The sequence below is a fragment of the Nodosilinea sp. E11 genome, assembly GCF_032813545.1.
Classification (GTDB): domain Bacteria; phylum Cyanobacteriota; class Cyanobacteriia; order Phormidesmidales; family Phormidesmidaceae; genus Nodosilinea.
On record NZ_CP136520.1, the window covers coordinates 3,911,317 to 3,923,578 of the forward strand.

10 protein-coding genes are annotated in these 12,262 nt (G+C 55.9%); 7 read left to right on the forward strand and 3 right to left on the reverse strand.

All coding sequences use genetic code 11. The features are described from left to right. Positions 1 to 5: 5 nt before the first annotated feature. From RRF56_RS19510 to RRF56_RS19540, 7 genes are all read left to right on the forward strand, one after another. Positions 6 to 200 carry a hypothetical protein gene (locus RRF56_RS19510; protein WP_317034827.1) on the forward strand — a complete coding sequence of 65 codons (195 nt, stop codon included), beginning with the start codon at positions 6 to 8 and terminating at the stop codon, positions 198 to 200. Positions 201 to 836: 636 nt separating this feature from the next. Beyond that, a complete protein-coding gene (locus RRF56_RS19515; RefSeq protein WP_410510646.1) occupies positions 837 to 1,532 on the forward strand; it encodes an aldehyde oxygenase (deformylating) in 696 nt (231 codons plus the stop codon). Positions 1,533 to 1,736: 204 nt separating this feature from the next. Beyond that, entirely contained in the window at positions 1,737 to 2,789 is a 1,053-nt protein-coding gene (locus tag RRF56_RS19520; protein WP_317034829.1) for a long-chain acyl-[acyl-carrier-protein] reductase, read from the forward strand. A 148-nt stretch (positions 2,790 to 2,937) separates the two neighbouring features. After that, positions 2,938 to 3,918, forward strand: a complete 981-nt coding sequence (gene accA / locus RRF56_RS19525) for an acetyl-CoA carboxylase carboxyl transferase subunit alpha (RefSeq protein ID WP_317034830.1) — start codon at positions 2,938 to 2,940, stop codon at positions 3,916 to 3,918. 303 nt (positions 3,919 to 4,221) lie between these two features. Further along, positions 4,222 to 4,959 (forward strand): SDR family oxidoreductase, encoded by a 738-nt coding sequence (locus RRF56_RS19530; protein ID WP_317034831.1) that lies wholly within the window; start codon positions 4,222 to 4,224, stop codon positions 4,957 to 4,959. An 82-nt stretch (positions 4,960 to 5,041) separates the two neighbouring features. Continuing rightward, positions 5,042 to 5,755, forward strand: a complete 714-nt coding sequence (gene folE / locus RRF56_RS19535; protein WP_410510498.1) for a GTP cyclohydrolase I FolE — start codon at positions 5,042 to 5,044, stop codon at positions 5,753 to 5,755. Positions 5,756 to 6,095: 340 nt separating this feature from the next. Continuing rightward, a complete protein-coding gene (locus RRF56_RS19540) occupies positions 6,096 to 7,676 on the forward strand; it encodes an N-acetylmuramoyl-L-alanine amidase (RefSeq protein WP_317034832.1) in 1,581 nt (526 codons plus the stop codon). Here RRF56_RS19540 and RRF56_RS19545 read toward each other — a convergent pair. The 3 genes from RRF56_RS19545 to RRF56_RS19555 form a co-directional block, all read right to left on the reverse strand. Continuing rightward, positions 7,673 to 9,715 (reverse strand): cation:proton antiporter, encoded by a 2,043-nt coding sequence (locus tag RRF56_RS19545; protein WP_410510647.1) that lies wholly within the window; start codon positions 9,713 to 9,715, stop codon positions 7,673 to 7,675. The genes RRF56_RS19540 and RRF56_RS19545 overlap by 4 nt on opposite strands. A gap of 283 nt (positions 9,716 to 9,998) precedes the next feature. Then, a complete protein-coding gene (locus RRF56_RS19550; protein ID WP_317034834.1) occupies positions 9,999 to 11,339 on the reverse strand; it encodes a cytochrome c biogenesis protein in 1,341 nt (446 codons plus the stop codon). A 27-nt stretch (positions 11,340 to 11,366) separates the two neighbouring features. Then, the gene (locus RRF56_RS19555) at positions 11,367 to 12,110 is read right to left on the reverse strand and encodes a cytochrome c biogenesis protein CcdA (protein ID WP_317034835.1); all 744 of its coding nucleotides are present in this window, start codon (positions 12,108 to 12,110) and stop codon (positions 11,367 to 11,369) included. Between the last annotated feature and the right edge of the window lie 152 nt (positions 12,111 to 12,262).

The window sequence follows — 12,262 nt, forward strand, 5'->3', positions numbered from 1 at the left end:
CTGCTATGGATCGCTCTAAAATTGTTGCCATTGTCACGGGCATTATTTCTCTGCTGCTCGCCATTGGTTATCTGGTGCTGGTGCAGCTTCTCGATTTTCGTGGTGACATGGTGCCTGCCCCCCTATCGGCTCTACCCCTAGAGCTATTTGGCTCCACTGATGCCACTATGTTTCTTATGGTTTGCCAAAGTTTTTTCTAAGCCCATTGGCTGATTAAAAACATAAATCTCTCGCTCACTCGACCCCAAACAATTCCTTTCTATTTTAGTTAAGGTTCGTTCTGGCGGACCTAACCTAGCTGATCGGCACCTTACCGATAAACCTCCTTACCAACCCATGAGCGCGGCTCCCATCTCAGCCTTGACCGTCCATCTGAGACTCAGCTGGGCCATCCGAAAGTCATCTAAATTGATTCATGACTGATTCATGCAGGCTAGGATGGGCCTCTGACTGGGCTATCCCCGATTCCCCTGGGCGAACCGCCGTAAGGCCTCCGGCCAGGCTATGCCAGCGCCCCTACAGGTTGACCGGTTGGCTATTGGGGGTATTAGGACTCGGATTCGGTATGAGCTCCCACGTTTTCTGGCTCACTAACCCCCTTGAGCCCCATCCCTACAGCAACACAATCATTAGCAATACTTATGAGCGTACTGGTGGCAGTCCCATTTTTTCTATCGAGCGGGTCCATGAAACCACGCCTAATCAGAGGGTGTAGGGCACTATTGAGCTGGCTACTGTCCACTGAGCGAACCCAAAGTCCGTTGACTTTGGCATAGTATTATTGCGATCAATCAAAAATTAGCAACTTATCCGCTATCCAGCAGGTACCCATGGCCATTCAACAGCTTGAGACGACTTCAACCCTTGACTACCAGTCAGAGCACTACAAAGATGCCTACAGCCGCATCAATGCCATTGTGATTGAGGGCGAGCAAGAAGCCTACGACAACTACTGCAAGCTGGCAGAGTCACTGCCCGACTCAAAGGATGACCTGCTGCGCTTGGCAAAAATGGAAAATCGCCACATGAAAGGCTTTCAGGCCTGCGGCAAAAACTTGTCCGTCACTCCCGATATGGAGTTTGCGGCTAAGTTTTTCTCTCAGCTCCACGAAAATTTTCAGCAGGCTTGGGCCGAGGGCAAGATTGTTACCTGCCTACTGATTCAGTCTTTAATTATTGAGACCTTTGCTATTTCGGCCTACAACATTTACATTCCAGTGGCCGACGACTTTGCTCGCAAAATCACCGAGGGCGTAGTCAAAGATGAATATAGCCACCTCAATTTTGGCGAAGAATGGCTCAAGGCCAACTTTGAGTCAGCCAAAGCTGAGCTAGAAGCGGCTAATCGCCAAAATCTACCGATCATTTGGGCCATGCTAAACCAGGTATCTGACGATGCTCAGGTGCTGGGCATGGAAAAAGAAGCGTTGGTAGAAGACTTTATGATTACTTACGGTGAAGCGTTGAGCAATATCGGCTTCTCTAGCCGTGAAGTGATGAAACTATCTGCCCAGGGGTTGGCCGCGGTCTAAGCGCGGTCAGGGCGATGGCCTCAGTCTGACTTTGGCAGGGCCGCTGCTGCTGCCGCTCTGGGCTGCTACGGCAGCCTTGGCTACCCCTCACCTTCCTAGCTGCCCGGTGCTCTGTTCAATCTAGCACTGGGCAGTTTATCGTAGGTAAATTGTTAACCTGCACCACACCTCCTGGCGCACTATACCCCCGTACCCTAGATCGCGATGTTTGGCTTAATTGGACATTTGACCAGCCTTGACCACGCCCAGCTTGTAGCCCGAGACCTGGGGTATCCCGAATATGCCGACCAGGGCTTAGACTTTTGGTGCAGCGCCCCACCCCAGATTGTCGATACGATCAAAGTCACTAGCGCCACCGGTCAGCAGATCGAAGGCCGCTACGTGGAGTCGTGTTTTTTGCCTGAAATGCTAGCCGCTAAGCGGATTAAAGCGGCCACGCGCAAAATTATTAATGCCATGGCCCACGCTCAAAAGCATGGCATTGATATCACTGCCCTGGGTGGGTTCTCGTCAATTATTTTTGAAAATTTCAACCTCAACCAAATTCAGCAGGTGCGCAACGTCACTTTAGAGTTTGAGCGGTTTACTACCGGCAATACCCACACGGCTTACATCATTTGTCAGCAGGTGGTTGCGGCTGCCGAGCAGCTGGGCATCAATCTGTCTGACGCTACGGTGGCGGTCTGTGGTGCCACAGGGGACATTGGTAGTGCTGTCTGTCGCTGGCTCACGGCTCGTACTGACATTAAGGACCTGTTGCTGATTGCCCGCAACCAGGAGCGTCTCCAGCGTTTACAAGAAGAGCTGGGCTGTGGAGTGCCGATGGATCTAGACTCGGCCCTGCCTAAGGCCGACATTGTGGTGTGGGTGGCCAGTATGGCCAAGGGCGTTGAGGTTGACCCCAACACCCTCAAGCAACCCTGCCTAATGATCGATGGTGGCTACCCCAAAAATCTTGACCAGCGCTTCAACTTTGAAGGCGTGCATGTGCTGAAGGGCGGTATTGTCGAGCATTCCCTCGACATTGACTGGCGAATTATGCAGATCGTCAATATGGACGTGCCCGGACGCCAGTTGTTTGCCTGTTTTGCCGAGGCTATGCTGCTGGAATTTGAAAAGTGGTACACCAACTTTTCGTGGGGTCGAAACCAGATCACCCTCGAAAAAATGGACATGATTGGTCAAGCATCGCGGCGACATGGGTTTCGTCCGCTGCTCGACCTCAACGGTGCCCCCCTGGCTGTCGAGCTTTCCTAGGGGAATTACCCCCCTGCTGGGGTTGGGTTTTAACCTTGGGCAGGGGGACGCGGGCTTGGTATTCTAGAATGCAGACGGGCGAGAATTTTTTGGGTAACCAAATCATTTTGGCTCGCTATTGGCGTGTTTAGTTGTTTTTCCTCTGGCTATGGCCCCCCCCGAACGCAAGTCTATTTTGCTGTCTTTTGAGAAGCCCCTGGTCGAGCTAGAGGCCCGCATCACCCAAATTCGAGAACTGGCCGAAGAAAATGATGTCGATGTGTCGGCCCAGCTGCGTCAGCTAGAGGCCAGAGCGACTCACCTACGCCAAGAAATTTTTTCTAACCTCACACCGGCTCAGCGGCTTCAGGTAGCCCGTCATCCACGTCGCCCTAGCACGCTCGACTATATTCAGGCCATTACCGACGACTGGATTGAGCTGCACGGCGATCGCGGCTCGGGCAAAGACGACCCGGCGTTAGTGGGCGGTGTGGCCCGACTCAACGGTCGGCCCGTGGTGATTTTGGGTCACCAGAAGGGGCGCGACACCAAAGACAATGTCGCCCGCAACTTTGGGATGGCGTCGCCGGGCGGCTACCGCAAGGCCATGCGGCTGATGCGTCACGCCGATCGCTTTTCAATGCCAATCATTACGTTTATTGATACTCCCGGTGCTTATCCCGGTTTTGAGGCTGAAGAAATGGGTCAGGGCGAGGCGATCGCCTACAACCTGAGAGAGATGTTTGGCCTCACGGTGCCCATCGTTTGCACCATCATTGGGGAAGGCGGCTCGGGCGGTGCCCTAGGCATTGGCGTGGGCGATCGCCTGATGATGTTTGAGCATTCGGTTTACACTGTGGCCAGCCCTGAAGCCTGTGCCGCCATTTTGTGGAAAGATGCAGGCCGATCTGGGGAGGCCGCCGAAGCGCTGAAAATTACCTCTTGGGATCTCAAGCAACTGGGTATCTTAGATGAACTACTGCCCGAGCCAGTAGGCGGTGCCCATGCCGACCCCATCCAAGCCGCCGAGATTCTTAAGCAGGCGCTCGGAGAGCAGTTGAGCAGCCTGTCTCAGCTCACACCCACGGCTTTACAACAGTTGCGTTATCAGAAGTATCGCCAGATTGGTGTCTTCGCTGAAGTCGCCTAGAGTGACCTGACCAACCAGCTAAGGGTTTGACTCACCAGAGTTTACTTGGGGGCTTGCATCGATTTTTGTCAATGTTTATCTATGAAGGAGTTAATGCTGAGTTTATTTTTCCGTCTTGGGACAGCAGTAGGGTCACCTAAGGCCCCCAGTGTTTATCAGCGGATACCGTGTTAATAAACTGTTTACATTTGTTAACATAAGCAAAGTGCCTAGCCCGCCCTTAGTCCCCTAGGAGGTGCCTGGGGTGGTTCGTTCTGACCTGGGGCGCTAGCTGTTCCGCTTTTTGTTGATTGGTACTTACCATTGCAAACTCTTGTATCTTCTGATTTGCCGCGCCGCGCTCTGGTAACTGGGGCCAGTCGTGGCATCGGCAAAGCGATCGCCCTAGCCCTAGCCCAAGCTGGCTACGATGTCGCCCTTGTCAGCCGCTCCTTAGACACCCTGAAACCGGTGCAGGAAGAGCTGGCTAGCTATGGGGTTGTGGCTAAAGCCTACGCCGTTGATCTAGCTGAGATGGATGGCTTGCAGGCTCGTTTAGCGGCGGTGCTAGCTGATTTTGGTCCCCTCAGCGTGGTGGTCAACAACGCTGGCATGGGCTATACGGGACCCCTCGCCACCATGCCCTTGGCAGACTGGCAGCGGGTGATGGATTTGAATGTCACTGGCATTTTCCAGTGTATTCAAGCAGTTGTACCGGTCCTGAGGCAGGGCGGCGGTGGCACCATCGTCAACATTGCCTCCATTGCCGCTAAGTCTGCCTTTCCAGACTGGGGTGCTTACACCGTTAGCAAATCCGCCATCGTAGCCCTGTCGCGGGTGCTGGCGGCGGAAGAGCGCGCCCATGGTATTCGAGTTGTAACCATCTCCCCAGGGGCCGTCAACACGCCCATTTGGGATACCGATACGGTACAGGCGGAGTTTGACCGATCTTCTATGCTGACCCCAGAAATCGTGGCACAAACCGTGCTGCACACGATTCAGTTGCCTGCCCAGGCGGTGATTGAAGACCTTACCCTGATGCCCGCAGGCGGTGCCCTGTAGCAAGTTTTTTTCCCTGTAGCGACCTGGCTAACTCAGTGAGTGGCCCTACTTTTGTTGAACCTCTGGAGTATTTAGAACCCCTATGACTATTGCATCCTCAAACAGCCTTAACGATCAAGCCAACGGTAAGAGCACGGGGCAAAAGGCGATCGTTCAGCCCACCATTCGGCCCGATCGCACCCATAGCTACCGGCAAGAGGCCGATCAATACCCCATCCCCGAAACCAGCCACGAAGATATGAGCGATGCCGTGCGCACGATGCTGCTCTCGGTGGGCGAAGACCCCGAGCGGGAAGGGCTGCTCAAAACCCCCAAGCGGGTCGCTGAGGCCATGCGATTTCTCACCAGCGGCTACCAGCAGTCCCTCGAAGAACTGGTCAACGGGGCTATCTTTGATGAGGGCCACAACGAAATGGTGTTGGTGCGAGACATTAACCTATTTAGCCTGTGTGAACACCACATGCTGCCCTTTATGGGACGCGCCCACGTGGCCTATATTCCCAACCAGCGGGTGGTGGGGCTGAGCAAACTAGCGCGCATTGTGGAAATGTATTCTCGCCGATTGCAAGTGCAGGAGCGCCTCAACCGGCAGATCGCCGAAGCGGTGCAGGAAATTTTGGACCCCAAAGGGGTGGCCGTGGTGGTTGAAGCCAGCCACATGTGTATGGTGATGCGCGGGGTGCAAAAGCCTGGCTCTTGGACCGTAACAAGCGCCATGCTAGGGGTGTTCCAAGAAGACTCTAAAACCCGCGAAGAGTTCCTCAGCCTGATTCGTCACCAGCCCTCGTTCTTTTAGCGCTGGTTTTGAATAGTGCCAATTTCTAGGTCAAGCTAAAGTTAGCTTAATGCATCTAAATAAGCGGGGTGTTTTTGGGGTGGTCGATCCATAGGCTACTGGCAAAAGTGCCCCGTTTTTGCTTGTTCCCGTTTTTGGAATCTTCCCTTAGCTGCCCTTGCCTTGAATTGGGGGCATTGCTTTGGCAAAAGTGAGCTAATATCTAAGCCAATTCAGCCATTTAAGCCAATTACACGACTATTTTTCCGATCTAGATAGATCTTAGGGCTATGGTCAGACGGATGGGCGATCGCAGGCTTTGTCCCCGTGGGGCAGAGAACCGGGCTGAAGGGTATGGTGCGTGGGGAGATCCGCTCGATTGCGGCTAAAGCAGCTGTTTACTGGGGTAGTAGGAGTAGCCGGGGTGTGCCTGTTTGGTGGCCTGCCGGCTAAAGCGACCGCGCGCCTGCAAACCTGGGAGTTTGACACGGGCCAAAACCGCTTGTTATTCACTACTGAGGGTGGTGTTCAGCCCCAGGTCAGTCTGCTGAGCAATCCTCGTCGTTTAGTGATTGACCTGCCAGGGGTTTTGACCGAAGACGCCCTGGGCGATCAGTTGGTGGGCGGTGCGGTGGCAGCGGTGCGGGTCACCCAAGCCAACGCCCAAACCATTCGTATGGTGCTAGAGCTTAACCCTAGCTATGACCTCGACCCTAAACAGGTCAAGGTATGGGGGCTAACCCGCGAACAGTGGGTGGTGCAACTGCCCGGCACAACTGCCGTCGAGCCTGTCGATCACGGCTTGCAAGCACCGGATTTTTCTAAGGCTGAGGCCTTGCGTCCCCTGGTGGTGGCAGGCGATCGCCCGCTGCCGGCGCTGATCAGCCGCAATCAAGTTACGCCAGCGGCGGTCAGGGCTACGGCTACTGTGCTACGTGGCGTCCAGGCGACTCCCGAAGGGTTCTTCATTCCGACCGTTGGAGCTGCGCCCCAGATCCAGGTCTATCGCACCCGCGATGGCAACCAAGCGCGCCAGCTCGTGATCGATCTGCTCGATGCGGCGATTGCCCCTGGCCTCTCCCCCGAAGCCCTGCCCCAGGGGCGCTACGGTATCCATCGCTGGAGCTTGACCCAGTTTGCCACCGCGCCCCCAGCCATTCGCATCACCCTGACGCTGGATGGACACAGCCCCGACTGGCAAATTACTCCCCTGGCTAGCGGCGGTATCTGGGTGACCCCCCTGGGGATGGCCCCCAGCCAGATTGCCGCGCCACCGACTACCGTCGTACTGCCGGTGGTGAACTCGGCCTCTGCGCCGCCCCCCATTGCCCGGTCGGCGACCCCGGCAGTACCCGTGGCTGCGCCCGCTGCGGCCCCAGTTCAGCGAGCCGTTCAGAGGCAGTTTTTAGTGATGCTCGACCCTGGCCACGGCGGGGCTGACCCAGGCGCTGTGGGCATTGGTGGCCTGCAAGAAAAAGGGGTGGTGTTGGCCGTGGCCCAGCACACAGCGGCGGCTCTGCAAGCCCAGGGTGTTGCAGTCCAGATGACCCGCCAAGTCGATCAGACGGTTGACCTCCAGCCCCGGGCCGATATGGCTGAGTCGGCCCGCGCCACTGTGTTTGTCAGCATTCACGCCAATGCGGTCAACATGCAGCGGCCTGAGGTCAATGGGCTAGAAACCTACTACTACTCAGATTCGGGGCGTGTGTTAGCCACCGTCCTGCAAAACCAGGTGCTCAGCACCATGGCGATGAACGATCGCGGCGTGCGCCAGGCCAGGTTCTTAGTGCTGCGTCGCACCTCAATGCCCGCTGCCCTGATCGAAATTGGCTTTGTCACCGGGGCGCTCGATGCCCCTAAGCTGCGCGACCCCCGTTGGCAGGCCCAGATGGGCCAGGCGATCGCCCAGGGAATTCTCAATTATCTGCGTGCTCAGCCTTAGGCCCGTTTGGTGGGGGTAGCGGGGAAGTTCACAATGATGACATTGGTATCCCAATTGGCACGGGTGATGGCCTCGGGTTCGCGACCCAGGGCAGGTTGGCCGACGCTGTAGGTACTGGCAATTAGGATTAGCAGAGTATTGGGTCTAATGACCTCGGATACCCGCCTAACCGTGTTGCCATGGGTCGGCTGTACCGCGATCGCTTGATCTTGGAGCAGGGTAGTGAGTTCGCGATCGCGGCCAGAGCCAACGGCCATCTGCACCACGTGGAGCGGTGCCTTCAGCTCTTCCGCAAGACACTGGGCAATGGCTAGGGTACTTTTAACCTGGCTCAGGTTGGCCTGCCTGCCGGTAATCGCCAGCACCACTTGCTCCGTGTTTTCAATTGGCTGGGGAAATCGGCTGATCAGTACCGGAATGGTTGCCGATCGCACGATGGTGTCGATCACGCTACCAAAGAAATTTTCTTGGTAGGTCGAAAACCCCTTCCAGCCGCAAATTAGCAAGTCGGCATTGCGTTCTTGGATGGTACGCAAAATGCCCCAGGCAATTGAGTCGTCGATGCGACCAATGGTTTCAACCGGAATCGTCGCGGCGTGGGCAATGGCTTCGGCGGTGTCGAGTAGACGCAGCTGGCGAGTCCTTTCGGCCTCGACAATGGGTTGATTGCGATCGGGCAGCACGTGTAGGGGCAACAGAGTACCCCCTACACGTTTGGTGAGAATCATCGCCAGCTGGAGCAGATTATCTTCAGTACTGGGGTTCGCCACCGGAATCAAAATACGCTGCCCCAGGGTGGGTATGGTCTCTGTATCCTGGCCTTCTTCGCTTAGTGTCTCCGCGTCAGCGGTCGGACTCTGGATCTGTGCACCCCAGCGAGCGACTACCCAGGGCGACAGCACGCAGCTCACCAAAATCATGACGATAATCGCATTTACCACGATCTCATCGACTAACCCAATGTCGAAGGCGATGGTAATCGCCGCTAGGGTCGAGGCGGCTTGGGCCATCGACAGGCCAAACATCACCATCGTGCTGGGCAGTTTCCATTTGAACCAGCGGGCAGCCCCCCAGGCGGCGACAAATTTGCTGGCCAACTCCGTCAGCACAATGATGGCTACCAGCACAATCGACTCTGGCTGGCGAATCAAAATAAATGGGTCCACCAGCATGCCCACTGAAATCAAGAAAATCGGCACAAACAGCGTGTTGCCAATAAATTGCACTCGGTTCATCAGAGGGCTGAGCCGAGGAATAATTTGGGTAATAGCTACCCCTGCCAGAAATGCCCCGACGATGGGTTCAATCTCAATCAGGCTGGCTAGGTAAGAGGCCACAAACAGGGCAGCCAGCACAAAGGTAAACTCTGCCCCTTCGTCGTGGCCAAATTTTTTAAAGAACCAGCGGCCTAGCTTGGGGATGCCCCAAAGCACTGCAAAGGTGTAAATCGTTAGGGCTGGAATTAAAAAGAGCCAAAAGCCCAGGGTGAGATCGCCCTGATCGGCCCTGACCACCACCGCCAGCACCAGCAGCGCTAGCACGTTGGTAATGAGGGTAGCGCCTAGGGTGGCGGTAGAGGCCGGGTGACGCATAATCCCCAGCTTGTTGAGCACCGGTAAGGCTACCAGGGTATGGGAGGCAAAACAGGAGGCCACCAGGATCGAGGCCCAAAAGCTGTACTGGAGAGCCATCATCACGGCGGTTCCCAGCGCCATCGGGACGACGAAGGTGGCTAAACCAAAGATAATCGGCTTATCGGCATTGCGCTTGAGATCGTCAAGGCTGGTTTCAAGGCCGCCTAAAAACATCAGAAATAGCAACCCCACAGTGCCCAGCAGCACAATCGTGGGGTCGCGATCTAGAATGCCTAACCCGTAAGGGCCTACCACGACCCCAGATAAGATCAGTCCGATAATGCCCGGTAGCCGCAGTCGCTCAACCAGCAGCGGAGCCACCAGCATGATGGCCAAAATGGTCAGAAAAATAGCGACCGGGTCCGTAATCGGTTCTTGCAACAGTTGCCCTAGGGGCAGGGGCATTGACCCTAGCCAGGTTTCTGAACCGGCGATCGCCGCGTGACATTTCAGCCCAAGGTAGGTCATGGTCGCTCGGTAGTGGGGAGTTAGTGAATAGCTTGATCTCTAGCGTTGTCCCTAGGCCCAGGCGCTTAGACGGCCTGAGAGCCTAGCCGACGTTCAGGCGGCCGCCTTTTGGTAGCAGGCCATAAAACTCTGAGCAATCCCAGGATTCGCCTATCAGGATAACCTCCGGGTTGGGTGATTCGCCTATTTTTCCGATGCTGAGTTCTGGAGTTTCTGCATCCTAGGATAGGTCTTCTAAGAGCGCTAGCAGCTCCCGCTCAAAGGCTACCTGGGCTCGGTTGGTTCTGCCGCCCACGTAGACGATGCCATTTTTTGCCAGCGCCCACACCTGAGAATGCGACACGTAGCTCATGATCACTCCCAGCATTAGCAGCCCAAACCCGCCGTATACCAAGGGAATGCCGGGGTCGGCCTTGATCTGTAATCCAGTGCTTCCCACCACGTCCACTAGGGACAACCGGATACCGTTGACCTCTGCCGCCATGCCCTTACGCACCGTAGACACAAGCTGTCCAGCATTGTCGTAGATCAGTACGGAACCCTGGAGATCGCTGGCCAGCAGGGTGACGCCCTCGCTCATGTCGGGTTTGGTGGGCAGCCAGGTGCCCCAAAAGCGAGGCCCGTCGTTTTCTAGGGGCTGCATCGGCAGTTGCAGCACTGGGCTGTTATTTAGCTTGACTTGCACCGCCGCAATGCCCCAGTCGGCCTGGTACAAGGTTACTCCTCTGTGGCGTAGGGGTTGATTGACGAAAATCGTCTTGCGATCGATTTCATCCCCCGCTGAGTCTAAGACTGAGAGGTCAGAGTAGAACTGGTCGATATTGCCTTCGGGGGTATAGTCAATCCAAAAGCGGTTGACCCGCACCGACCAGTCTTTGGGAATTTGGGCGGCGGCCCAGGGGCCAGCGTCAAAAATGTTGCGAATTTGGAAGGTCTCGCCGCTAGGCACGATCTCCTGCGCAAAAAAGCCGGTCATGGCGCCCCAAATGGCCCCTGACAAAATGAGTAGCATGCTGGCATGCACCACAATGGGGCCAATGCGGCCCACGATGCCCTTGCGCCCGTAGAGTTGAGTAGCGTCGCGAAAGACGAGATAGCGCTTTTGAGCTAGCCCTGCGGCCAGAGAATCTAGATCGGTGGCTGAGAGTTCAGCGCTGAGGGCCAGCTTTTGAAACTGGCGCGGCTGGGTGTAATATTTCCACTTTTGGGCCGCTCCTAGGGCAGGAAACTGGCGGGTAAAGGTACAGGCGGTAAGGCTAGCGCCAAACACAATTAACAGGGCCAAAAACCACCAGGTGCGGTATACGTGGTCTAGGCCGCTGGTCAAGATCACTTTCCAGCTCAAAAACCCAAATAGGGCCGGATCTTCGGGGTAGTTGGTCTGGTAAAACTCCAGGGTTTGGCCCTGCTCAATCACGGTACCGCTGATGCTAAAAGCGGCGATCGCCAGCAGCAAGACAATGGCTAGTCGCAGATCGGCCAGTAGCGGCAGCAAATCTTGCTGAAAATAGTTGCGCACCCCGTCTTTAATCGTCGGTGGTGAAGTGTCAGATGCAGCCATATAATTCCTCAAAACAGACCAACACCGTTACACCAACGTCGCTGGCAGCAGCCGTGACAGCAGTGAAAACACGCCAAACCCCAGCAGAAGCGCTCCGCTGGCCGGGGTTACCCAGCTCGACCACTGGCGTAGATCCAGCAGTCGCTTCAGACTGGCGGTAAACGTCCCCGCCAGCACCAAAGGGGTAACGTAGCCTACGGCGTAGGCCAACAGCAGAGCGCTCCCCAATACAGGGTCTTTCGTCGCTGAAATCCAGGCCAGTAGGGTCGCCAGTACTGGGGTGCTACAGGGCGATGCCACAATGCCAAAGGTGAGGCCGAGGGCGTAGGCCCTTAGCCAGGGGGGCAGGTTCCACCGCTCGAAGGTGGGGCCTGCCCCAGCGGGTAGCGCCAACGGCATAACCCCTAACAGGTTTAACCCCATGGCGATCGCCACCACACTTACCACAATGGGTAAGCCCCAGGCGACCTGACCATACACTAGACCAAAAAAACCAGCGATCAGACCCAGCAGCGCCAGGGTAGTGGCTAGACCAAGGGCAAAGGAGAGCGATCGCACCAGCGCCCCCCTTCGGTTCCCCGCTTCATAGCCGCCCATATAGCCCACCATAATCGGCAGCATCGACAGCAGACAGGGTGACAGACTCGTCAGCAAACCCGCTAGCCCTACCACCGAGAGGCTAATCCACGACACCTGAGTCAACTGGGCATTGACGAGCTGATTGGCCCATTGGGCAATTTCGTAGAGATAAAGCTGAAGGCTTTGGAACATTAACCAAGGTGGCGAAAGGCAAAGGCATTCACCATTGTAACAATCTGGCAACCTGCTCTCAGACTTCTGTTTATCAGGTAACACTAAATCCTGTTTAGTTACCCCCGGTTCAGACGGGCGCATGCCATGCGCCCCTACGATTTGGCCGGTTG

What these genes read in the sequence shown, in the direction of transcription:
- RRF56_RS19550 (WP_317034834.1), bottom strand. Translation starts at nt 11,339, where the DNA reads ATGGCTGCATCTGACACTTCACCACCGACGATTAAAGACGGGGTGCGC.
- accA (WP_317034830.1), top strand. Translation starts at nt 2,938, where the DNA reads ATGGCCCCCCCCGAACGCAAGTCTATTTTGCTGTCTTTTGAGAAGCCC.
- RRF56_RS19555 (WP_317034835.1), bottom strand. Translation starts at nt 12,110, where the DNA reads ATGTTCCAAAGCCTTCAGCTTTATCTCTACGAAATTGCCCAATGGGCC.
- RRF56_RS19520 (WP_317034829.1), top strand. Translation starts at nt 1,737, where the DNA reads ATGTTTGGCTTAATTGGACATTTGACCAGCCTTGACCACGCCCAGCTT.
- RRF56_RS19545 (WP_410510647.1), bottom strand. Translation starts at nt 9,715, where the DNA reads ATGCCCCTGCCCCTAGGGCAACTGTTGCAAGAACCGATTACGGACCCG.
- RRF56_RS19510 (WP_317034827.1), top strand. Translation starts at nt 6, where the DNA reads ATGGATCGCTCTAAAATTGTTGCCATTGTCACGGGCATTATTTCTCTG.
- folE (WP_410510498.1), top strand. Translation starts at nt 5,042, where the DNA reads ATGACTATTGCATCCTCAAACAGCCTTAACGATCAAGCCAACGGTAAG.